Consider the following 20,946-nt stretch of genomic DNA (forward strand, 5'->3'; position numbering starts at 1 on the left):
TCAGAGGCTCTCCGGCCGGTCCGCACCGCCCTCGGGTGTCTCCAGCGCCGTCGCGAGGATCCTCTCGCGCAGCTGGGGCATGTCCCGCGCGACGAGGCCGGGGACCACGTCGTTCCAGCGGGCGGCCATCGTGTCCAGGGTGCGGATGAAGTGACGGCGCAGGGCGCGGGCGGCGAAGAACAGCGCCACGGCCGTCAACGGGCGCAGCAGGGAGCGGCCCCGGGCGGTCAGTGAGACGTGGATCGCCCAGCGGCCGTCCGGCAGTTGGCCGGGTGTCGCGCGTACGGTCACCCGGCCCAGACGGTGGTCGAGCCGTCCTTCGAGCGGCGGGAGAGGGCGGTGCGCGGGGCGTTCCTCGCCGGTGGTCCGGGGCGGCCACGGCCCGGAGGCCGCGTCCCACCAGTCGTCCAGCCGGATGTGCGATGCGGCGGTGGCGCGCTTCAGTGAGGCCCATCTGCCGGGCCTGTTCGGCCCGTTCGGCCCGTTCGGCCCGTTCGGCCCGTTCGGTTCGTTGGGTCCGTTCAGTCCGTTCCAGCTCAGCGAGCCGCGCAGTCCGGCCTCGCGGGGGCGCTCGACGTCCTTGAGCACCCCTTCGACCTCCACCGTCACCGAGCCGTCGGTGATGTGCTGGGCGACGCGCACCGCCGAACGCCGGTCCCACTCCTCGACCCGCACCTGAGCGTCGCCCTCCACGGCGTACACCGCGCCCGCGCGCAGATGGCCGCCCCGTACCAGCCGGATGTCCGGCACCTCGCGGCCGTCCGCGAGGAACAGCCGTCCGCCGTCGGTACGGGTCTCCGCCACCAGGTCGTGGAGCGTGACGACCGCCTGCTCGAACCACCGTCGTGGCACCGGCTCGACGGTCGCGGTGTGCTTGAGATGGACCATGCGGGCAGCATGGCCGGTCCGGGGCCCCTCCCGTCAGGTCCGGGACCGGCCATGTCGTGCGGGTGGCGGTTGCCGGGTCCCGGCAGATCGCGGCGGTGATCGGTCACACTGGAGGTATGTGCCGCAGTATCAAGACTCTCCGTCCGCCCGTCATCCCCGAAGAGGCCACCGAGGAGGAGATGAGGGCCGCCGCCCTCCAGTACGTGCGCAAGGTCTCCGGCTTCCGTGCGCCCGCCGCCCACAACCGGGAGGTGTTCGACCGGGCCGTCGACGAGATCACCGCGTCCACGATGCGGCTGCTCGACGGCATCGAGGTGCGGGGCGCGGCCCGCACCTGAGGGGGGACCGCCGGGCTCAGACCACCGGGGACGGCGCAGTCCCCTTTGATGCCTGGGCGGACGTCGGCGCGGGTGCCGCCGCGTTCTCGTGTGCCGTTTCGCGCCTGCGCGACGGCCGGCGGACGATGTACGCGGCGACCGCGCCCGCCGCGAACAGCGCCAGTACGGACACCGCCGCGCCGAACCAGCTCGCGCCCAGCCACTGGCCGCCGAAGTAGCCGAGGCCCACGCTGTAGCCGGTCCACGCCACGGCCGCCAGCGCCGACCAGGGCAGGAACTCCTTCACCTTGCGGTGCGCGGCGCCCGCGCTGAGTGAGACGACCGAGCGTCCGGCCGGTGCGAAGCGCGCGATCACGACGAGGATCCCGCCACGGGTGAGGGACGAGCCGAGGCGCTCCTGCGCGTTGGTCAGCCGGCGCGAGCGCGCGATCGCGCGGGCCAGCCGGTCGCCGCCGCGCCAGGCGAGGCGGTACGCGACGAAGTCGCCGATCACGGAGGCGACGGCCGCGCACACCATCAGGACGAGCAGCGAAGGCACCTCCTGCGGCACATGCGCCACATGAGACACCTTCCCGGCCGCGTCGGCGACCGCCGAGGTCCCCGCTGCCGCAGCCGTGGCCGTCGTGATCACCAGTACGCCGCTCGGCAGCACCGGCAGGAACACGTCCAGAAGCACGGAGAGCGCCACCACGGCGTAGATCCATGGGCTGCCGGTCAGCGCGCCCAGACTCTCCAGCACTGTTACATTCCCCGTTTCCGTAACGAAGCCGAAATCAACCGGCCTCGTACCCCCGTGACCGCCGGCCCCCTCGCGCGAGGCGAACGCGGGGGCGGCTGTCAGCCATACAGCGTACGCCTGTGTGGTGGACCACCTTCCCACGGGGCGGGTGTTGTCCACCTCCTGTTTCCGCAATGGCCGAGATCCGGGAATGGCCGAATGTGAGCGTTCGCCGGGTCCCGCCCACGCGCGGGCGCCCGGACCCCGTCGGAACGGGATCCGGGCGCCGTGTGCCGCTCGGCCGGCCGGACCGGCCGGCCGCGTGTCGGTCAGACGGTCACCGCCGTGGGCCGGTCCCGGCGCTCCGGCTCGCGTGTGCCGCGCGCGCCGATGAGCCGGTCCAGCGACAGTGCGCCGGGGCCGTTGAAGACGATCAGCAGGAAGGCCCAGCAGAAGATCGCCGCGGTTTCGCCGCCGTTCTCCATGGGGAACAGCCCGTCGGGCTGGTGGACGTTGAAGTACGCGTAGGCCATGGAACCCGAGGCCACGAACGCGGCGACCCTGGTTCCCAGGCCGAGGAGGACCAGGCTGCCTCCCGCGAGCTGGATGACCGCCGCGTACCAGCCGGGCCAGGTGCCGGCCTGGAGGGCTTCCTTGCCGAGGACGCCGAAGAGTGTCGCGGCGCCGTGGCAGGCGAAGAGCAGTCCGATCACCATGCGGAAGAGTCCGAGGGCGTACGGCTGCGCATGGTTGAGGCGTGTGTACATGGGGGGTGGGCTCCTTCGGTTCGGGACGTAACCGACGAGAGCCCCCACGTTAGGCAGCCCCAGAGAATGCTTGCAAGTTCAACATCTGGCGGACGGGCCCTTCTCGGCCCCGGACCCGTTCTCCGGAGCGAATCCGGTCCGTGCCCTCCGACCTGGGGCTTCCGAACGGCTTGTCGCGACTGCGACGGAGATCCCATTCGTTGGGGCATGGGTCGACCAATGACCGGTACGGAGGAACCGGGCGCAACGGGCTTAGGGCGTCAGAAAGCCGTCAACCGGGGCGAGTTGACGGCTTCGAGTGGGGGCGGGCCCCCTGGGTGTCAGCCGGAGGCCAGTTCCCGTTCGTCCACGGTCACGAGTCGCACGCCCGCCTCCGGCTCGCCGTCCCGCGTCCGCGCCTGGACCAGGCTCAGCCGCGCCGAGCGTCCGCGCAATGTCAGTGTCATCAGCTGGTTACCGAACCAGGGGCCACCGGTCTTCCGCCATCCGACGGACGGCTCGGCCACCCGCCCGTGCCGGGCGAACGCGCGTCCCAGCCTCCGCCCCACCCTGCTCCAGCCGAACCGGAAACCGAGGCGGATCGAGAGCGGGATGGAGTTGTGCACGGGGGAGCAGGTGAGCTGGACGACCCGCGACCGGGGCTGCCCCGTGCGCCAGACCGGTTCGGCGGCATACGCGTGGTGCACGTCGCCCGACAGCACACAGACCGTCGCCGGCGCGTCGGGCCCCGTGCCCGCCTCCGCGATCAGTGCCGCCAGCTTCTCGAACGACGTGGGGAACGCCGCCCAGTGCTCCAGATCCGCCGCGCGGCGCAGGGCCTCGCCGAAACGCGCCCACCGCTTGCCCCGCTCACCACGCGCCAGCGCGGCGTTCCAGCTCTCCGCGTCGTGCACCAGCGGCGGCAGCAGCCAGGGCAGGGAGGTGCCGATGAGGAGGTGGTCGCGGTCGCCGGGATCGGTCAGCGCCTGCTCGCGCACCCACCGGGCCTCCTCCGCGTCCAGCATCTCGCGGTGCCCCTCCTCCAGGACGCGGGCCGCCCGCGAGTCGACCATCAGCAGCCGCGTCCGGCCGAAGTCGCGCCGATAGCTCCAGCGCACACAGCCCGGATCGGCGTCGGCCTCGGCGGCGAACTCGCGCAGCCGGTCGGTGCCGTCCGCCTCTCCCCGTACGGCGGCGTACAGCTTGTCCGTCGCCAGCTCGGCGGGGGAGAGATTGCCCAGGTGCTGATACACCCAGTACGACATCAGCCCGCTCAGGATGCGCTCACGCCACCACGGCTTCGTACGCATCTCGGCGAGCCAGGACGCGCTGGTGTTCCAGTCGTCTATCACGTCGTGGTCGTCGAAGATCATGCAGCTCGGGACGGTCGAGAGCAGCCAGCGGACCTTGGGGTCGCTCCACGACTCGTCGTAGAGACGGGTGTACTCCTCGTAGTCCGCGACCTCCGCGCCCGGCGGTTCGGACAGGTCGCGGCGCTCGGCCAGCCAGCGGCGGGTGGCCTTCGACGTCTCGTCGGCGTACACCTGATCGCCGAGCAGGATCAGGACGTCGGGGCGTACGGCCCCCGGGTCGGCCGCGAGGGTCGCGGCCAGGGTGTGGAGGGCGTCGGGTCCGACCGGGTCGGGCTCGCCGACCGGCGCGGAGGCCCAGCGGCAGGAGCCGAAGGAGACGCGGAGCGCGGGCGCGGTGGTCTCCGGGGAGGGCGCCGACGGTGTACGGATCACGCTCGGCGGGAGCGCCGAGTCCTCCGGCGGCCAGACCCGCCGCTCGTCCAGCAGGACCTCGTACGCGGCCGCGGTGCCCGGGGCCAGCCCCGTCACCGGGATCAGGGCGTAGTGGTGGCCGGCGATCAGGAACGTGCGCGACGAGCCGTACGCGCCGCCCTCGCAGCGGACCTCGGCCGTGCACGGCCCGTCCGTCTCGACCCAGATCGTGGCCGTGCCGGCGGATTCCCCGTCGACATGGCGCAGCAGTGGTCCCAGGCGCAGCCCGGTCATGGTGCCTCCTCCGTCGCCCCGTACGGTACGGAACGACGGAGGGGGCCGACCAGTTTCCGGTCTGTGATGTCGAGCGCGACCGGCTCGGGAGAGCCCGCTCAGCAGCCGTTCAGGACGCTCTGGAGCTTGGCCTTCTCCGCCGAGTCGACGCTCAGGTTGTAGTGGTGCTTCACGTCCACCCACATACGGGCGTACATGCAGTGGTACGCGGCGCGCGGCGGCATCCACTCCGCCGGGTCGCGGTCGCTCTTGGACTGGTTGACGTTGTCCGTGACCGCGATCAGCTGCGGCTGGCTGAGGTCGTTGGCGAAGGTCTGGCGCTGGGCGGTCGACCAGCCACTGGCGCCGGAGGTCCAGGCCTCGGCGAGCGGGACCATGTGGTCGATGTCCACGTCACTGGCGGCGCTCCAGGTGGCGCCGTCGTACTCGGAGTACCAACTGCCGCTCGTGGCCGCACAGCTGGAGTTCGTCACCACGTTCCGGCCGTCCCGCTTGAGCACGGTCTCGCGGGTGTCGCAGGCGCCGGACTGGGTGACCCAGTGCGGGAACAGGTCGCGGCTGTAGCCGCTGGTCGAGCCCTCGGCGCGCACGGTCAGCTGACCGAGGTAGGTGCGCGCGGTGGAGGCGGCGATGGGAGTGGGCGGGGCCGCCTGGGCGGGGGACGGGGCGACGAGCAGGGCAGTGGCCGAGAGGAAGGCGACGGAGGCCGCCATGCCGGCTATTCGGCGGGTGGGGCGACCATGACGCGCGTAGATACCTGACATGCGAACTCCCTTGTCGTGGGGGAATGCTGACCGTTCGGAAACCGTGTCGTGGGGTCGGGGCCCGAAGGCCATGGTGGTGGCGCCGGATTGCCGCGAGGTGGGCGCCAGGTAACAGGGTGACGACATGGGCACGTCACATCAAGGGCTTTGGTGCTTCCGACCTGAGGTCGCGGCAGTGTCAATGCCCCGTCAGTGGGAGTTGTCTGACGGAGAGGCAGAAATGTCCGCGATGAATCAACACCGGTCGGGCACATGTTGCTGAGAGTCGATGTCGCGTTCGGGATCGTCCTCGCCGTCCTGCTCGTCGCCGCTGCCCGCACCGCGGCGCTCGCGCACCTCGGGCGGGCGCGCGAGATCGCGACGGCGGGGGTGCGCGCGGTGCTCCGACTCGGCGCGGTCTCCCTGGTGATCGGGCGTAGCGGAGGGCGGGGCGGGCCGGGCGGGCCGGAAACTTAAGTCACGGCTTGACTTTCCCGGGCCGGCGATTAAAGTTAAGTGCATGCTTAAGTATGAGGGGGAGGAGGCCGACCGGGTCTTCCACGCGCTCGCGGACGCGAACCGGCGGACGGTGATCGAGCGGCTGACCCGTGGGCCGGCCACCGTGAGCGAGCTGGCGGCCCTGCTCGGGGTGACCGTCGCCGCGGTCGTTCAGCACATACGGGTGCTGGAGGACAGCGAGTTGGTCCGGTCGGAGAAGGTCGGGCGGGTCCGCACCTGTCGGATCGACACGGCCGGTCTCCGCAACGCCGAGGCGTGGTTGCGACGACAGCGCACGGCGTGGGAGCAGCGCCTGGACCGCCTCGGCGCGGTCCTCGACGACCAGTCGAAGGAGCGGGAATCATGAACGATCACTCGGTGAAGCACAGCACGTTCACGCTGGAGCGGAGCTACGCCGCCTCGCCCGCCGCGGTCTTCGCGGCATGGTCCGACCGTGACACGAAGGCCAAGTGGTTCGCGGCCGGGGACGCGCGCTACTCGCTGGACTTCCGGGTCGGCGGTACCGAGGCCGTGCACGGCGGGGACGGGACCGGCCTGGTCGCGAGGAGCGAGTACCACGACATCGTCTCCGGCGAGCGCATCGTCTACACGACGGCCCTGTTCACCGGCGAGGTCCTGTCGACCGTGTCGCTGACCACGGTGCGGTTCGCCCGCGACGGCGACGGGACCCGCCTGGTGCTCACCGAGCAGGGCACCTTCCTGGACGATCAGGAACAGCCCGAGTGGCGCGAGCGGGGCACCGCCGACTGGCTGGACGCCCTCGGCCGGCAGGTGGCCCGGCGATGACGGCGGACAGCGACCGGCAGATCCGCGAGCTGCTGGAGACCCGCACCCGGGCGTTCGGGCGCCGGGCCGCCGCCGACGCGGCCGCCGGCTACGACGACGACCTCGTGCTGTACGACGTGGTCGGCCCGTTCGTCCGCCGCGGCGAGGACCCGGCCGGGCGGCTGGAGAGGTGGATCGCGTCGTACCGCACCGCGATCGGGCACGAGATCCGCGACCTGGAAATCACCGCCGGAGCCGATGTCGCGTTCTGCCACTTCCTCGTCCGGATCAGCGGCACGATGCGCGACGGCACCGAGGTGGGCATGTGGGTGCGCGCCACGAGCTGCCTCCGCCGGCGGGGCGGCACCTGGACGATCACGCACGAGCACGCGTCGGTCCCCTTCGACGCCGACACCGGCCGGGCCGTGCTGCGCGGGGAACTGTGATCCCCTCCGCCGCCGGGGCCGGTGTGCGTCCGCGGAACCGGGCAGGTCTCAGCCGCCGACGTCGATCCGGATCGTGCCGTCCGGGAGCGATGTCACCCTGACGTCCGTGAGGTCCTCGGTGTGGGCCGTCGGGGAGAGGGCCGCCGCCCGCGGCCCCACCCCCAGCACTCGCATCCCCGCCGCGAACGCCGCCGTGATGCCCGCGTCGGAGTCCTCCAGGGCCAGGCAGTCCGCCGGGTCGACGCCCAGCTCCGCGGCGGCCTTCAGGAAGCCCTCCGGGTCCGGCTTGCTCGCGGAGACGTGTTCGGCCGTCACGCGCGTCGAGGGGATCGGGAGTCCGGACGCGGTCAGGCGGGCCGTGGCGAGGGCTTCGTCCGCCGATGTCACCAGGGCGTGCGGCAGTGCCGCGATCGCCGCCATGAACGCGGGCGCGCCCGCGATCGGGACCACACCCTCCAGGTCCGCCGTCTCCTGCGCGAGCATCACGCGGTTGTCGGCGAGGTTCTGCTCCATCGGCCGGTCCGGCAGCAGTACCGCCATCGTGAGGTAGCCCTGGCGGCCGTGGACGACCTTCAGCGCCTCCTCCGGGTCCAGGCCGTGCTCGATCGCCCAGCGGCGCCAGCAGCGTTCGACGACGGCGTCGGAGTTGACGAGGGTTCCGTCCATGTCGAGCAGGAGCGCGCGGGCGTTCAGGACGGATGTCGTCGTGGTCGGGGCGTTGGCCGGCATCGGCGGACTCCAAGCGGGGGAAGAGCACAGGCAAGAGCGGCTCCCGCCCGCCGGTCAGGGACACGGGCGGGAACCGCTTTGTTCAATGAATATACAAAGTGGGTGAGGAATCACGCCACCCCGGCCCCCGTCACCCGGCCCCGCCGGCGCGTGATTCCCGGCCCGCCGGCACGCGGCCGGTGCCGTCAGTCCCGCCAGTCCCCTCCCCGGCCCGGTCCGCCCCCACCCGGTCCACCGCCCGGCCCGCCCCCGCCCTGCTCCCGGCCCCGCCCGCTGGTCTCCGCCTCCAGGGCGCGCTCGGTGTGGGGGCCGTACACGCCGCTCGGGTCGCCCTCGATGCTCTTGTACGACTGGTAGATACGGACCGCCGCCTCCACGCGCTCGCCGTACCGGCCGTCGTACCCGTCGTTGTACAGCCAGACCTCCGACAGCCTCCGCTGGAGTTCCTCGACCTCCGGCCCGCTGTCACCGCGCCGCAGGCCCGGCGCCGCCGCCTCCGTGGTCGCCGCGGCGTCCGGAGCCGGGGCCTTCGGCGGAGCGCTGCTCGGCGCCGGTGGCTCCGCGGCCGGCGCGGGCGGCCCGCTCGTGGCCGGTCCCGACGCGGACGCACTCGCGGACGCGCTCGCCGACGCCGGCCCCGACCGCGTCGCGGACACCGACGGATCCGGCTCCGCGCTCGCCGTCGACAGCCCGGAATTCAGGTCGGAGGTGGCCTCATCGCCGCCGTCGTCACCGCTGAACAGGCCCCCGGCGAACGACACCGTGCCGATCACCGCCACGGCCGCCGCCGTCAGCGCCACCCTCGCGAACGTCCTGCGCCCGCCCGTGCGCTCCGGATCGGCCGCCGGGCGTGCCCCCGTCGTCCGCAGCCCCGGCAGCGACAGCCGCATCGTCTCGGTCGGATCGCCGCCCTCCGACCGGTCGCCGCCGCCGTACAGCGGCGGGGGCGGCGGGATGGACGAGGGAGCGGTGTCGTGCGCAGGCCGCGGTGACGGCAGCGGGGGCGGGATCGACGGTACGGCGTCGTTCGGGTCCTCCAGGGCCACGTACGGGCGTATCCGCAGTGGGTCGAAGCCCTCGGCCGCCGCTGTCGCCGCCCGCTCCCGGCAGTCGCAGCCGGCGCCAGGCCGGCCGTGGGCGTCCCGCGCCCTACCGCAGTCGGGACAGAGCTGTCCGGTCAATGTGGGTCCCCTCCCTCGGGCTGTCAGCGATTATGCAGCCCGCCCCGGTGCGGCCCGCCGCCACGTCCGCCGGTTGCCGTCCGTGACCGCGTTCGGCAGGACATAACAGGCCATACACGGGCAGAGCAATGAGGATGGGTGCCAGGCGCAGACCCGAGGAGATGCCGATGGCTCAGGAAGTGAGCACCCCGCCCACGAATCCCGTACCGGGCGAGGGCCGGAGCCCGCGGACCGTCTTCGTGTCGATCGGTGCCCTGCTGCTCGGTCTGCTGCTCGCCGCTCTCGACCAGACCATCGTCTCGACCGCGCTGCCCACCATCGCCAGCGATCTCGGCGGCCTCGACCATCTGTCCTGGGTCGTCACCGCGTATCTGCTCGCGTCGACCGCCGCCACCCCGCTGTGGGGCAAGCTCGGCGACCAGTACGGCCGCAAGCGACTCTTCCAGACGGCGATCGTCATCTTCCTCGTCGGCTCGGCCCTCTGCGGCATCTCCCAGAGCATGGCCGAACTCATCGTCTTCCGCGCCCTCCAGGGCCTCGGCGGCGGCGGGCTCATCGTGCTGTCGATGGCGATCGTCGGCGACATCGTCTCGCCGCGCGAACGCGGCAAGTACCAGGGCCTGTTCGGCGCCGTCTTCGGCACCACGAGCGTGCTGGGACCGCTGCTCGGCGGGCTGTTCACCCAGCATCTGAGCTGGCGCTGGGTCTTCTACATCAATCTGCCCATCGGTGTCGTCGCCCTGGCCGTCATCGCCGCCGTCCTGCACATCCCGGTGCGCTCCGCCAAACACACCATCGACTACCTCGGCACCTTCCTCATCGCCTCCGTCGCCACCTGTCTGGTCCTCGTCGCCTCGCTCGGCGGCACCACCTGGGCCTGGGGCTCGGCGCAGATCATCGGCCTCGCCGTACTCGCCGTGATCCTGCTGGTCCTCTTCATCCGGGTCGAGCGGCGGGCGGCGGAGCCCGTACTGCCCCTCGGCCTCTTCGGCATCAGGACCTTCTCGCTCGTCTGCCTCATCAGCTTCATCGTCGGTTTCGCGATGTTCGGCGCCATGACCTATCTGCCGACGTTCCTCCAGATCGTGCAGGGGGTGTCGCCCACCCTGTCCGGGGTGCACATGCTGCCGATGGTGTTCGGGCTGCTCATCACGTCCACCGTCTCGGGCCAGATCGTCAGCCGTACCGGCCGCTGGAAGGTCTTCCCCATCCTCGGCACCGGCATCATCGCGATCGGACTGCTGCTGCTCCACCAGCTCGAAGTGAGCAGCGGCACCTGGGAGATGAGCGCGTACTTCTTCGTCTTCGGCGCCGGGCTCGGGCTCGTCATGCAGGTGCTCGTGCTGGTCGCGCAGAATTCCGTGCGGTACGAGGACCTGGGCGTCGCCACCTCCGGAGCGACCTTCTTCCGCTCCATCGGCGCCTCGTTCGGTGTCGCCATCTTCGGCACCATCTTCACCAACCTGCTCCGGAACAGACTCACCGACTCGCTCGCCGGCCAGCGGCTGCCGCCCGGCATGACGCCCGGGGACCTCGCCGCAGACCCCCGGTCCGTCGGCGGACTGCCGCCCGCGCTGCGGTCCGGGGTGCTCGACGCCTACTCGTCGTCGATCACCAGCGTCTTCCTGTACGCCGTGCCCGTCGTGCTGGTGGCCTTCGTCGTCGCCTGGTTCCTCAAGGAGGACAAGCTGCGCGGCTCGGTCACCGCCCCCGAGGTCAGCGAGACCCTGGCCAGCAACCCGGTCGAACGCTCCTCGCGCGACGAGTGCGCCCGGATGCTCTCCGTGCTCGGCACCCGGGAGGGTCGGCGGCGGATCTACGAGACGATCACCGAGAAGTCGGGCTACGACCTGCGCCCGGCGGCCAGTTGGCTGCTGCTGCGCATCAAACGGCACGGGGTGGTCGACCCCGCGCGTCTCGCCGATGCCACCCCCGTACCCCTCACGGTCGTCAACGACGCGTCCCGGCAGATCGAGGAACGCGGTCTGGCCCGCCGCGACGGCGTGGGACTGGTCCTCACCGAACACGGCCTGGAGGTCGCGGAGGTGCTGGCGCGGGCACGGGAACAGTCGCTTGCGGAGCTGCTGGGCGACTGGTGGGGGCCGGACCGGCCGACCGATCTGACCGAACTCGTACGGGAGTTGAGCGACGAGTTGTGCGGATCGGACGGCGAGAGGCCCAACGGGGCGCAGCCGCGCGGCGACCACGCGGTGTGAACCGGCCGGTAAACGGGGCGTACGGGACGTACGGCGCCCTCGGCGTGGTCACCGTCGCGACCGGGACGCGTGCCGTCCGGACCGCCGGGCCGCGGGTCGGAGCCGTGCTGTTTGGACCGCTGATTCCGGGCAACCCGACTCATCGAGGCGCCCGTTCACCAGAGTCGAGTTCACCAGACACGAGTCGAATCCAGGAAGGCCACCATGTCCACTGTCCTGATCGTCGTCGCGCTGATCGTGGTGATCGCCGTCGCTGTCGCCGCCGTCCTGTACGGGACAGGCAAGGGCGGCGGACGCGCCGGACTGAAGCGGCGGTTCGGCCCCGAGTACGACCGCGCGGTCGAGCGGCACCACGGTGACACCAAGGCCGCCGAGAACGAGCTGGCCGAGCGGGTCAGGCGCCACGGCGACCTGCGTCCGAGCCCCCTGCCCGCCGAGGCGCGCGACCAGTACGTCGCCCACTGGGCCGGTCTCCAGGAGCGCTTCGTCGACTCGCCGCGCCAGGCCGTCGTGGAGGCCGAGAAGCTGATCGCCCGGCTGGCGTCGGACCGCGGCTTCCCGGACGCGGGCGAGCACTCCCAGCACATCGACGCCCTCTCGGTGCACCACGCCCACCAGGTGGAGGGCTACCGCCGGGTGCACCACGCGGCCTCCGAGGCCGGCCACGACGCGAGCACCGAGGAACTGCGCGAGGCGATGGTCCAGGCCCGTCAGCTCTTCGAGCGGCTGGTGCTGGACAGCAAGGAGGACAGTCCCCGGAACCGTCCCGGTATCCCCGGCCGGAGTGCCGCACTGAGGCCCAAAGGAAGTGGCGTGTGATGACGTACGACCCGTATGAGGCCAAGGAGCCGAAGAACGCCCGTGACGCCGGGCACGAGCGCGAGAAGGACCGGCTGACGACCGCGGACAAGGTGGAACAGGCGCTGAGGAGCGAGCGCGGAAGCAAGCCCGCGACGCCCGTCGTGCCGCTCTCCGAGTCCGATCCGGCCACCGCCGGGGCCGGGCCCGACGCCGGGAGCCGGCCCGCGAGGCCCACGGCGCCGCCGCCCGTCCCGCCGCCCGCCGCGCCTCCTGTGACGCCGCCGGGCACGGCGCCCGCGACACCGGCCAAGGCGGCGCCCGCGAAGGCGGCACGGCCTGAGAAGGACCCGTTCGCGGTCCCGGTCCAGGACCCCGTGCACGAGGTGGAGACGCGGGACGTTGAGGCGGGGAGCACGCCCGCGCGCGAGACGGTGCCCGGCCGCACGCCGGAGCCGAACCCCGCGCAGACGCCCCGGCTGATCCCTCAGGACGAGAGCGACCGGCTGAACCTGCGTCTCCAGGAGGCCCTGTCCGCCTTCATCGACGGGCCCAGGCGTTCGGTGGAGGAAGCGGCGGACGTACTGGAGGAGACGGCCAAGCGCCTGACGGCGGCCCTCGCCGAGCAGCCGCGCCAACTGCGCGACAGCTGGGCGGGCGGCGGCGGGAGCGGTGCGTCGGCGGCCGACACAGAGGATCTGCGGCTCGCGCTGCGGAGCTATCGCGAGGTCACGGAGCGGCTGCTCCGGATCTGAGAAGCCGAGGAAGCCGTGTTGGGACACGGCCGACCTCGACCGCCGGGCGGGCCGATCGCGGCCCGCCCGGCGGTTTTCTCTGCTTCACCCCGCTCGGCCTGCTCGACCGCCCTCTCGCCGCGCCTGTCGGCGGGAGGGCTTCGCCCCGCGGCCACACCTCGGAAGGCGGGCCCGTCGTAGGGTCGGGGCATGGGACAGGCGACAGGACTGACGACACACGCCGGGGCGATGCGGGCACTCGCCGAGCGATGGCTGCGGGTACGCGGCGAAGGTGAACGGGGCGGCGTGGACGGCGACTTCGTCTGCTCGCCCGCCGGACTGTGGCTGGCGCTCGGCGCGGTGACCGCGGGGGCGCGGGGGGAGACCGCCGCGGAGCTGGAGGCGCTGCTGGGGCTGGACGGGGCGGACGCCGCGGGGGGAGGCGTCGCCGGGGCCGTGACCGACAGCGCCAGAGCGCTCGCCGGGACCGGGCAACTGGGCGTCGCCACCCGGGTATGGAGCCGTACGCCGGTCTACCGCGCCTATCGCGAAGCGCTGCCCGACATCCGCTTCGGCCACCTGGACCCGGCGGAGATCGACGCGTGGGTACGGGAGGCGACGGGCGGGCTCATCGAACGACTGCCGGTGGAGATCGACAAGAACTCACTGCTCGCGCTCGTCAACGTCCTCGCGCTGAAGGCCCGTTGGGCCAACCCGTTCGAGGGGAGCGCCACCTCCGACCGGCCGTTCACGGACGCGGCCGGGTCGGTGACCCCCGTACCGACCATGCACCAGCACCTCGGTGCGCGCTCCGGGTGGACGGTCGACGGCACGAGGGTGGTCGAACTGCGCTGCGAGGGCGGCGAGTCCGCCGCGCGCGTGCGGTTCGTGCTGGGCGAGGAGGGCGCGAGGGCGGCGGACGTCCTCCCCGCCGGGTGGGCGTCCGAGGAGCGCCGCGAGCCGGTCGACACCGAGAGGATCGCCGTCGCGCTGCCCCGGCTCGAACTCCGTACCACGATGGAGATCACGCCCCAACTGGCGCCGCTCGGCGTGCGGTTGGCGACCACCGACCACGCGGACTTCTCCGCCCTGTCGCCGGAACCGCTCAAGATCCAGAGGGTCGTCCAGGAAGCGGTGGTGAAGGTCGCCGAACGGGGCGTCGAGGCGGCAGCGGTGACGGCGATCGTGATGCGCGCGGCGGGCATGGCCCGGCCGCCGCGTGTGGAGCGGATCGCCTTCGACCGGCCGTTCGGCGTGGTGGTCCTGGACGCCACGGGCGACGTGCCCCTCTTCACGGCCTGGCAGGCGAGCGCGCCTCGCGGGCCGGTGGCCGAGGGGTAGCGCCGGGCGGCACCGCCCACTGCCGGACGATCCGCGTCGCTCACGCACGGCACCGGTCCGCGCGGAGCACCACCGGGCCGACCCGCGACCACCGCCGGCGGTACGCCCGCCGCCGACCGGTGGGTCGTGGTCGCCGGGCGGCCGTCGGTGCGGGCGCCGACCGTCCCGGCTCTACCGGCCGCGGGGATCGGGCGCGGCGGAGAGCCCGGTGCCGGGAGCCGTGGACACGACACGCGACGCGATCGTTCGCGCGCACGCCAGGGACTCCGTGTGCGTCGTGTCCACCTCCAGGTCGTAGCGCACGCCCTCGTGGACCGTCTCCGCCTGCGACTCGGCCATTCCGCCGGTCCGGTCCCCACGGGCGGTCTCGCGGCCGGCCGCGACCGCCGCGTCACATCGGACGCCGACCCACAGCACGTCCACCCCGGCCACCCCGTCCGCGGCCTCCACCCAGCGCCGCTGGGACGCCGGTCCGCCGAGGAAGACGTCGTCGACGATGACCCTGGCGCCCGCGCGGACCATTCCCACCACGCCCCGCGCCCAGGCCGCCTCGAGAGCCGCGAAATCCGCCCCGACCCGCACTCCGCCGTCCGCGCCGAACTCGATACCGCCGGCCGATCCCCGCATCGTCGCGGGCATGGCGTCGACCAGCGAGTCGACCCCGAACGCGAGCCACGGGTCCGGCAGTACGACTTGCAGGCACCGTACGATCCCGGACTTCCCCGAGCTCGAACCGCCGTTGAGAATGATCATCCGAGTCGTCATCGCGCCACGGTAGGGCCCCTCCCGCGCGACGCGAAACACGTTTCGCTCGGTGCCGCCGTTCGGAGCAGGAAGCACTACCCCGTCGCTGCGCCGGCGGCCCGGCGCCGTACCCGCAGCACCGCCGAGCCCACCACCAGCAGCGTCAGCACCACGAACACGCCGCCCACCGTCGCCAGCCACGCCGGGACGCCCGCGAACACGCGCAGCTCGTCGTCGTAGTACACCCGCCGGTACGGCGTGTCCGACGCCGTCGCGCGCAACTCGTGGTCCGCGTCGATGCGTTCGGGGCGCGGGAAGCGCTGGTCGATCGCCGTGAGGAACGTCCCCTCCCCGCCGGTCAGTTCACCGAGTGCCGGTGAGTCCTCGGCCGAGACCCGGCCCGCGAAACGTATCTCCGGCTCGTCCCCGCCGATCGACGCGAGCGGTTCCATCCGGTGGTCGGCCAGCACGTACAGGCCCAGCGACTGGGGCTGGTCCGCAAGCCGGGACAGCCGCATCGGGTAGACCAGCCGGTCGCTCGCGAAGGTCAGGCGCAGCGGGTCGAGCGTCCCGCGCAGGGTCGCGCCGTCCTCGTCCGGGGCCAGCCGCACCGCGACGTACTCCCACTCCTGGTCCACGTACGGCTGGAGCCCGGTCGCGAGGTCCGCCGGGAGTTCGAAGCCGTTCGTCTCCAGCCAGTCGCGCAGCGCGTCGGGGTCCGTCGCGGTCAGGCGCGCCACGTCGAAGTCCCCGAGGCGTTCGCGGCCGACGACTCCGACCGGGGGCGCCGAGTCGCCCGGCGGCGGCGCGCCGGCGGACGCGCCGTCGCCGTCCGGGGCGAACGGCCAGTCGCCGTCGCGCGGCCAGAAGTAGTGGCGGGTACGGCGCTCGGGCTCGGTGAGGGCGTCGAGTTCGCCGAAGAGATCCGGATCGCCGAGTTCCACCTCCGCGCGGTCCGGCACCGGCATGATCCACGCGGCCTCGGGAGCGTTGCCGTTCACCGTGAATCGCATCACGATCTGCTCCGTGGCGCCGTCCCAGCGGACCACCGACGTCTCCCGGTCGACCCCCATCGTGGACTGACGGCCCGGCACCATCGCGCCACAGCCGCACGCGTACGCCGGAGCGATCAGCGACCCGAGCTGTGTCAGCAACAGCGCGCACACCACCAGCAGTGCCCGTCGAGCCCGCCGCGTGCCCCATGTGCCGGGCACGCCCCGCGTCCTGCGCATCCCCCGCAACCCCCGCATCCCCCGTACCTCCCGAGCCGAGCCGTGTCGCGCACCGTCCGTCCGGCACGTCAACCCAACGCCTCAGACGGCACGGGCCGCCGGTACGGTTCCTGGCTCCGGTCGCGAGGGGCACGGCGCCCCGGCCCGTCGACTGTGGTGTCATCGGTGCTTTCATCGGCATTTGGACAAAAGAGGGATGACACTCAGGCGAAGAGGGGGTTGCCTGAGTCTCCACAGTGGGGGAATGCGAGGCTCATGACCCAGGGTCGAGGGTTGGAAACGGAGGGTCGGCGCGGCGTGGCGAATGCGGAGCAGGGTGTGCGGGGCAGCACGGTGGCAGGCAGCGGATACGGGGTCGCACGGGCGGTGCTCTGGGCCCTCGCGGCCGGTCTCGCGGTACGGCAGGCGGTGGCGGTCCTGCGGCTGCCGCCCGGCGAGCGGCTGCTCGATCTGGAGACCTGGATCGGGGAGAACGGCGTACTGCACGTGTCCGGCTCGCTCTACGAGAGCGGGAAGTTCACCGGCACCCCGTTCGCCGGCCTCGTGCTCAAACCGCTGGGCCGCGCCGCCGAACACGCCCTCGGGGTCGCCTGGACCCTCGGCACACTCCTGCTCGTCGTCGCACTCGGCCTCGTCGCCGCGCGTGCCGTACCGGGCCCCGTCGCGCGCCGTACGCGGCTTCTCGCCGCGCCCGTCGCGATCAGTCTGCTCATGCTCTCCCTGCCGGTCCGCAACAGCTTCCACCTCGGCCAGACCAGCATCATCCCGGTGCTTCTCGTCCTCGTCGGGTTCTTCGTCGCGCGCGGCGGCCGGGGCGAGCCCGGCCCCGGAATCCTCATCGGTCTCGGCGCCGCACTCCAGCCCGCCGTACTGCTGTTCGCCCCGCTGCTCTGGCTGACCGGCCGCAGACGCCAGGCCGTCACCACGGTCGGCACGTTCGCGGCCTGCACCGCGCTCGCCTGGGTGGTGCTGCCCAGCGACACCTGGACGTATGTGACCCGGCACCTCGCGGGCGCGGGCCTCGGCGAGAGTCCGGACAGTCTCGCCAACCAGTCCCTGCACGGCGCGCTGCTGCGCGCCGGCCTCCAAGGGCCGCTGGAGATCGCGCTGTTCGCCGTGCTCGCCGCCGCCGTCTGCTTCGTCGGGCTGCGGCGCGCCGCGCGCTACGCCCTGGACGGGCAACTGCTGCTGGCCGTGGCGATCACCGGCTGCGTGGCCGTCGCCGTGTCACCCACCGCGTGGCAGCACCAGCTGCTGTGGCTGCTGCTCGCGCTCGTCGGCCGGGTCGGCACCCGGGCCGCGGACCGGCCCGTGTGGCCGGCGGTCGTGGTGATAGTCATGACGCTGCCCGGCAGGATGATGCTGCCGAACATGGCGCTCCTGCACCCGGTGCGGGACAACGTACTGCTGATCACCGCCCTGGCCGCCGCCTGCGCCGTACCGTTCCAGACGCGCACGTCGCCCTACTTCGACCGGCCGATCGCGACCGAGTACGCGAAACCCGTCGCCGCGCGCTGGAGACGGGTGCCGCTCGCGCCGTTCTGGCGGCGGCTGGTCACCCGGCCCAACCTGCTGCTCGAACTGCTCGCCATCCGAGTCGGCTACTCCGTCTACTCCCACATCCGGGCCGCCGCCACCGGCGGACGCGAGGCCGCGGAGTCGCACGCCCACCAGGTCATCGCCATCGAGGAAGCGCTCGGCATCGACATCGAGCGCTGGGCCAACCACGCCGTGGTGAAAGCGGGCTGGGCGGAAGGATTCTTCGACTTCTACTACACCTCGTTCCACTTCTTCGTGCCGCTGACCATCCTCGCCGTGCTGTACGTGCGACGCCCCGCCGACTACCGCTGGGCCCGCGCCTCGCTCGCCTTCGCCACGCTCCTCGCGCTCCTCGGCTTCTGGCTCTACCCGCTGGCGCCGCCGCGGCTGATGCCGGGCCTGGACTACATCGACACGGTGCACGGCCCGCAGGACCTCGCGAACCCGGACTACGGTCCGATGACCACCATCACCAACCAGTACGCGGCGATGCCGTCACTGCACTTCGGCTGGTCGCTGTGGTGCGGGATCGTGATCGTGCTGCTGGCGCCCAGGATGTGGATGAAGCTGCTGGGGCTGCTCCACCCGCTCTTCACCGTCTGCGCGATCGTCGCCACGGCCAACCACTGGGTGCTGGACGCGGTGGGTGGCGCGGTCGTCGTGGGGGCGGGCTTCACCCTCACCTACGTCCTGTCGGGGCCGCGCAGGCTCCGGCGCACGGTGCGGCCGACGCTGAATCCGGGGGCCGTGGAAGTGCCGGGAGCCGTCACCGGGCCGAGGGCCAAGGACGGCGAGAGCCCGCAGGGCGGCGCGGACGGGCCGGAGGAGCGGGACGCGGCGACGAAGTCGGCCGCCCGGTAAATCACTTGATCGCTCGGCGGGGGCTTCTATCGTTCTGGGATGACGACCGCGCTCCGGCTGGAGAAGATCACCCCCGAGAACCTCGACGCCGCGCTCGGCGTCAAGGTCCGCCCCGACCAGGAGCGCCTGGTCGCCCCCGTCGTGAAGTCCCTCGCCGAGGCGTACGTGCACCCGGACGTCGCCTGGCCCCGCCTGATCGTCGACGGCGACCGGACCGTCGGCTTCCTGATGGCCTTCTTCGACATCGACTTCAAGGACGACGGGACGGGCGAGGACATCCGCTCGGGGCTGTGGCGTCTCAACATCGCGGCCGGTGAACAGGGGCGCGGCTACGGCCGCTTCGCCGTCGAGGCCGTGGCCGCCGAGATCCGCCGGCGCGGCGGCACCCGTCTGACCGTCACCTGGGAGCCGGGTGACGACGGGCCAGAGCGCTTCTATCTGGGGCTGGGGGTCCGGCTGACGGGGGAGACGAGCGGGGGCGAGACGGTGGGGGAGATGGAGCTGGCGCCGGAGCCGGGGCGCCCCGCCTGATCTCTCACGGTTGGCGGCCGGGCCGGCGCGGGGGCCCGGCCGGCCGCTCGAAGGCGGCCACCGCGTCGAACGCGGCCCGCCGGGTCGCCCGGCGCAGCGCCTTGAGGACCGTGGCGCCGATCGTCAGTGTCAGGACGACGGTGAGCACCGCGCGCCCCAGGTCCCAGCCGAACGACGTCGCCGCGCAGTACGCCAGGAAGCGGACCAGATTCTCATGGACCGGGTCACCGGGCCGGAACGAGATCCCGGAGGAGAGCCCGCCGATATAGGTCCAGCCCTGGAGATTCATGATCGTGCCGTACGCGAAGGCGGCGAGGGCCCCGTACGCGGCGAGCATCAGCGACTCCCCTCGTCCGCGCAGCCGGTCCGCGCCCGGCAGCAGCCCCGCGCCCATCGTGAACCAGCCCATCGACAGCATCTGGAACGGCATCCACGGCCCGACGCCGCCGGTCAGCAGCGCGGAGGCGAACATCGTGACCGCGCCGAGCACGAAACCGAAGCCGGGACCCAGCACCCGGCCGCTCAGCACCATCAGGAAGAACATCGGCTCCAGACCGGCCGTCCCCGCGCCGAGCGGCCGCAACGCGGCGCCGACGGCGGCCAGTACGCCCAGCATGGCGACCGCCTTGGCGTCCAGGCCGGAATCGGCGATCGTCGCGACGACGACGGCGACCAGGAGCGGGAGCAGCGCGGCGAACAGCCAGGGCGCGTCCTGGGAGTGGGCGAGCCCGGAGCCGGGGTCGGCGAGCAGTGGCCACCCGAAGGCGATCACACCGACCGCGCTGACCAGAACGAGCGCGACGACCGAACGGGGCCCGAGCCGCACGGCCCCGGCCCGGTGACCGGTGGCGGCGCTCATACCGGATCCTCACGCGGGCGGGTGGCGCCGGGCGCGGCCGGCGGGCCGGCTTCGTCCGATGCCAGGGCCCGGTGGATCTGAGAGACCGTCAGCCAAGGCTGTGGGGTCATGATCTTTGCCACCTGTGGGGCGAACGCCGGTGAGGAGACGACCACTTGGGGGGTCGGTCCGTCGGCGACGATCTCGCCGTCGGCCAGGATCACCACCCGGCGGGCGAGTTCGGCGGCCAGCTCGACGTCGTGGGTGGCCAGCACGATCGCGTGCCCCTCGGCCGCGAGCCCGCGCAGGATCTCCACGAGGCGGGCCTTCGCCGCGTAGTCCAGGCCGCGCGTCGGCTCGTCCAGGAGCAGCAGCGGGGGCCGGCCCGTCAGCACGATCGCCAGTGCCAGCGCCAGCCGCTGCCCCTCCGACAGGTCACGCGGATGCGTCGCCTCGGGCACGTGCGGCAGCAGTTCGTCGACCAGTGCGCGGCAACTGCCGGGCGGCGCGCCCGCGTCGGCGTCCGCCGCCGCGCACTCGGCGGCGACCGTGTCCGCGTACAGCAGGTCGCGCGGCTCCTGCGGCACGAGCCCGACCTGCCGGATCAGGTCCCGCGGCTGGGTACGGTGCGGGACGCGGCCCCCGACGGCGACCGAGCCGGACGAGGGCTCGACCATGCCGACGAGCGTGCCGAGCAGCGTGGACTTGCCCGCGCCGTTACGGCCCATCAGCGCGACCGTCTCGCCGGCGGTGAGGGTGAGGTCGACGCCGCGCAGCGCCTCGATCCGCCCTCGCCGTACGGCGAGCCGGCCGACCTTCGCGATCTCGGCGCCCTGGTCGCGGGGTTCGGGTGGCCGGCGGCCCAGCAGGCGCCCGAGCGCGGTACGGGGGGCGGGGGGCCGGGTGCCCGGTGCCACGGGGGGCGGCGTGGGGGGGGGGGGGGGGGGGGGGGGGGGGGGGGGGGGGGGGGGGGGGGGGGGGGGGGGGGGGGGGGGGGGGGGGGGGGGGGGGGGGGGGGGGG

Annotated in this window: 22 protein-coding genes; 11 read left to right on the top strand and 11 right to left on the bottom strand. The window is 72.9% G+C overall.

Annotated features, from left to right (window positions below):
• Nucleotides 1-888: a hypothetical protein gene (locus ACZ61E_RS26120; RefSeq protein WP_469702299.1), complete on the bottom strand. Its 888-nt coding sequence runs from the start codon at nt 886-888 to the stop codon at nt 1-3.
• 116 nt (nt 889-1,004) lie between these two features.
• On the opposite strand from ACZ61E_RS26120, the gene ACZ61E_RS26125 reads away from it, so the two are divergent.
• Complete coding sequence (locus tag ACZ61E_RS26125) at nt 1,005-1,226, top strand: DUF2277 domain-containing protein (RefSeq protein WP_469702300.1); 222 nt, start codon at nt 1,005-1,007, stop codon at nt 1,224-1,226.
• A 16-nt stretch (nt 1,227-1,242) separates the two neighbouring features.
• Here ACZ61E_RS26125 and ACZ61E_RS26130 read toward each other — a convergent pair whose 3' ends face one another.
• The 4 genes from ACZ61E_RS26130 to ACZ61E_RS26145 all read right to left on the bottom strand — a co-directional run bounded on the left by ACZ61E_RS26130 (nt 1,243) and on the right by ACZ61E_RS26145 (nt 5,472).
• Entirely contained in the window at nt 1,243-1,965 is a 723-nt protein-coding gene (locus ACZ61E_RS26130; protein ID WP_469702301.1) for a DedA family protein, read from the bottom strand.
• Between the two features lie 308 nt (nt 1,966-2,273).
• Nucleotides 2,274-2,711 (bottom strand): DoxX family protein, encoded by a 438-nt coding sequence (locus ACZ61E_RS26135; protein ID WP_469702302.1) that lies wholly within the window; start codon nt 2,709-2,711, stop codon nt 2,274-2,276.
• A gap of 320 nt (nt 2,712-3,031) precedes the next feature.
• Nucleotides 3,032-4,708: an alkaline phosphatase D family protein gene (locus ACZ61E_RS26140; protein WP_469702303.1), complete on the bottom strand. Its 1,677-nt coding sequence runs from the start codon at nt 4,706-4,708 to the stop codon at nt 3,032-3,034.
• Between the two features lie 98 nt (nt 4,709-4,806).
• Nucleotides 4,807-5,472, bottom strand: coding sequence for an HNH endonuclease family protein (locus tag ACZ61E_RS26145; protein ID WP_469702304.1), 666 nt, complete (start codon nt 5,470-5,472; stop codon nt 4,807-4,809).
• 252 nt (nt 5,473-5,724) lie between these two features.
• Here ACZ61E_RS26145 and ACZ61E_RS26150 point away from each other — a divergent pair, with 252 nt between their 5' ends.
• From ACZ61E_RS26150 to ACZ61E_RS26165, 4 genes are read left to right on the top strand one after another with little or no spacing between them, the layout of a single operon-like run.
• Complete coding sequence (locus ACZ61E_RS26150; protein WP_469702305.1) at nt 5,725-5,928, top strand: hypothetical protein; 204 nt, start codon at nt 5,725-5,727, stop codon at nt 5,926-5,928.
• A gap of 43 nt (nt 5,929-5,971) precedes the next feature.
• Nucleotides 5,972-6,316, top strand: a complete 345-nt coding sequence (locus ACZ61E_RS26155) for an ArsR/SmtB family transcription factor (RefSeq protein ID WP_469702306.1) — start codon at nt 5,972-5,974, stop codon at nt 6,314-6,316.
• Nucleotides 6,313-6,756, top strand: a complete 444-nt coding sequence (locus tag ACZ61E_RS26160) for an SRPBCC domain-containing protein (RefSeq protein ID WP_469702307.1) — start codon at nt 6,313-6,315, stop codon at nt 6,754-6,756. Before ACZ61E_RS26155 ends, ACZ61E_RS26160 begins: the two co-directional genes overlap by 4 nt.
• Nucleotides 6,753-7,181 (top strand): YybH family protein, encoded by a 429-nt coding sequence (locus ACZ61E_RS26165; RefSeq protein ID WP_469702308.1) that lies wholly within the window; start codon nt 6,753-6,755, stop codon nt 7,179-7,181. The genes ACZ61E_RS26160 and ACZ61E_RS26165 overlap by 4 nt, the downstream gene beginning before the upstream one ends.
• A gap of 48 nt (nt 7,182-7,229) precedes the next feature.
• On the opposite strand, the gene ACZ61E_RS26170 is transcribed toward ACZ61E_RS26165, so the two are convergent.
• Together ACZ61E_RS26170 and ACZ61E_RS26175 are read right to left on the bottom strand one after the other, a co-directional pair.
• Nucleotides 7,230-7,910 (bottom strand): HAD-IA family hydrolase, encoded by a 681-nt coding sequence (locus ACZ61E_RS26170; RefSeq protein WP_469702309.1) that lies wholly within the window; start codon nt 7,908-7,910, stop codon nt 7,230-7,232.
• Nucleotides 7,911-8,095: 185 nt separating this feature from the next.
• Complete coding sequence (locus tag ACZ61E_RS26175; protein WP_469702310.1) at nt 8,096-9,091, bottom strand: peptidoglycan-binding domain-containing protein; 996 nt, start codon at nt 9,089-9,091, stop codon at nt 8,096-8,098.
• Nucleotides 9,092-9,258: 167 nt separating this feature from the next.
• Here ACZ61E_RS26175 and ACZ61E_RS26180 point away from each other — a divergent pair, with 167 nt between their 5' ends.
• The 4 genes from ACZ61E_RS26180 to ACZ61E_RS26195 all read left to right on the top strand — a co-directional run bounded on the left by ACZ61E_RS26180 (nt 9,259) and on the right by ACZ61E_RS26195 (nt 14,180).
• Nucleotides 9,259-11,307 (top strand): MDR family MFS transporter, encoded by a 2,049-nt coding sequence (locus tag ACZ61E_RS26180; protein ID WP_469702311.1) that lies wholly within the window; start codon nt 9,259-9,261, stop codon nt 11,305-11,307.
• Between the two features lie 204 nt (nt 11,308-11,511).
• Nucleotides 11,512-12,126 (top strand): hypothetical protein, encoded by a 615-nt coding sequence (locus tag ACZ61E_RS26185; protein WP_469702312.1) that lies wholly within the window; start codon nt 11,512-11,514, stop codon nt 12,124-12,126.
• Nucleotides 12,126-12,860, top strand: a complete 735-nt coding sequence (locus tag ACZ61E_RS26190; RefSeq protein ID WP_469702313.1) for a hypothetical protein — start codon at nt 12,126-12,128, stop codon at nt 12,858-12,860. The genes ACZ61E_RS26185 and ACZ61E_RS26190 overlap by 1 nt, the downstream gene beginning before the upstream one ends.
• 189 nt (nt 12,861-13,049) lie before the next feature.
• Nucleotides 13,050-14,180, top strand: a complete 1,131-nt coding sequence (locus ACZ61E_RS26195; protein WP_469702314.1) for a serpin family protein — start codon at nt 13,050-13,052, stop codon at nt 14,178-14,180.
• A 171-nt stretch (nt 14,181-14,351) separates the two neighbouring features.
• On the opposite strand, the gene cpt is transcribed toward ACZ61E_RS26195, so the two are convergent.
• Both cpt and ACZ61E_RS26205 read right to left on the bottom strand, forming a co-directional pair.
• Entirely contained in the window at nt 14,352-14,945 is a 594-nt protein-coding gene (cpt, locus tag ACZ61E_RS26200; RefSeq protein WP_469702315.1) for a chloramphenicol phosphotransferase CPT, read from the bottom strand.
• Between the two features lie 74 nt (nt 14,946-15,019).
• Nucleotides 15,020-16,138, bottom strand: a complete 1,119-nt coding sequence (locus ACZ61E_RS26205; RefSeq protein ID WP_469702316.1) for a DUF2330 domain-containing protein — start codon at nt 16,136-16,138, stop codon at nt 15,020-15,022.
• 273 nt (nt 16,139-16,411) lie between these two features.
• Between ACZ61E_RS26205 and ACZ61E_RS26210 the strand changes: the two genes are divergently transcribed.
• Nucleotides 16,412-18,556, top strand: coding sequence for a bifunctional glycosyltransferase 87/phosphatase PAP2 family protein (locus ACZ61E_RS26210; protein ID WP_469702317.1), 2,145 nt, complete (start codon nt 16,412-16,414; stop codon nt 18,554-18,556).
• A 39-nt stretch (nt 18,557-18,595) separates the two neighbouring features.
• Entirely contained in the window at nt 18,596-19,087 is a 492-nt protein-coding gene (locus ACZ61E_RS26215) for a GNAT family N-acetyltransferase (RefSeq protein ID WP_469702318.1), read from the top strand.
• Nucleotides 19,088-19,091: 4 nt separating this feature from the next.
• Here ACZ61E_RS26215 and ACZ61E_RS26220 read toward each other — a convergent pair whose 3' ends face one another.
• Nucleotides 19,092-19,946: an ECF transporter S component gene (locus ACZ61E_RS26220; RefSeq protein WP_469702319.1), complete on the bottom strand. Its 855-nt coding sequence runs from the start codon at nt 19,944-19,946 to the stop codon at nt 19,092-19,094.
• On the bottom strand, nt 19,943-20,946 hold a 1,004-nt coding region (locus ACZ61E_RS26225), incomplete at its 5' end, for an ATP-binding cassette domain-containing protein (protein ID WP_469702320.1). The genes ACZ61E_RS26225 and ACZ61E_RS26220, both read right to left, overlap by 4 nt.

It is taken from the genome of Streptomyces sp. NPDC104581, assembly GCF_055583685.1.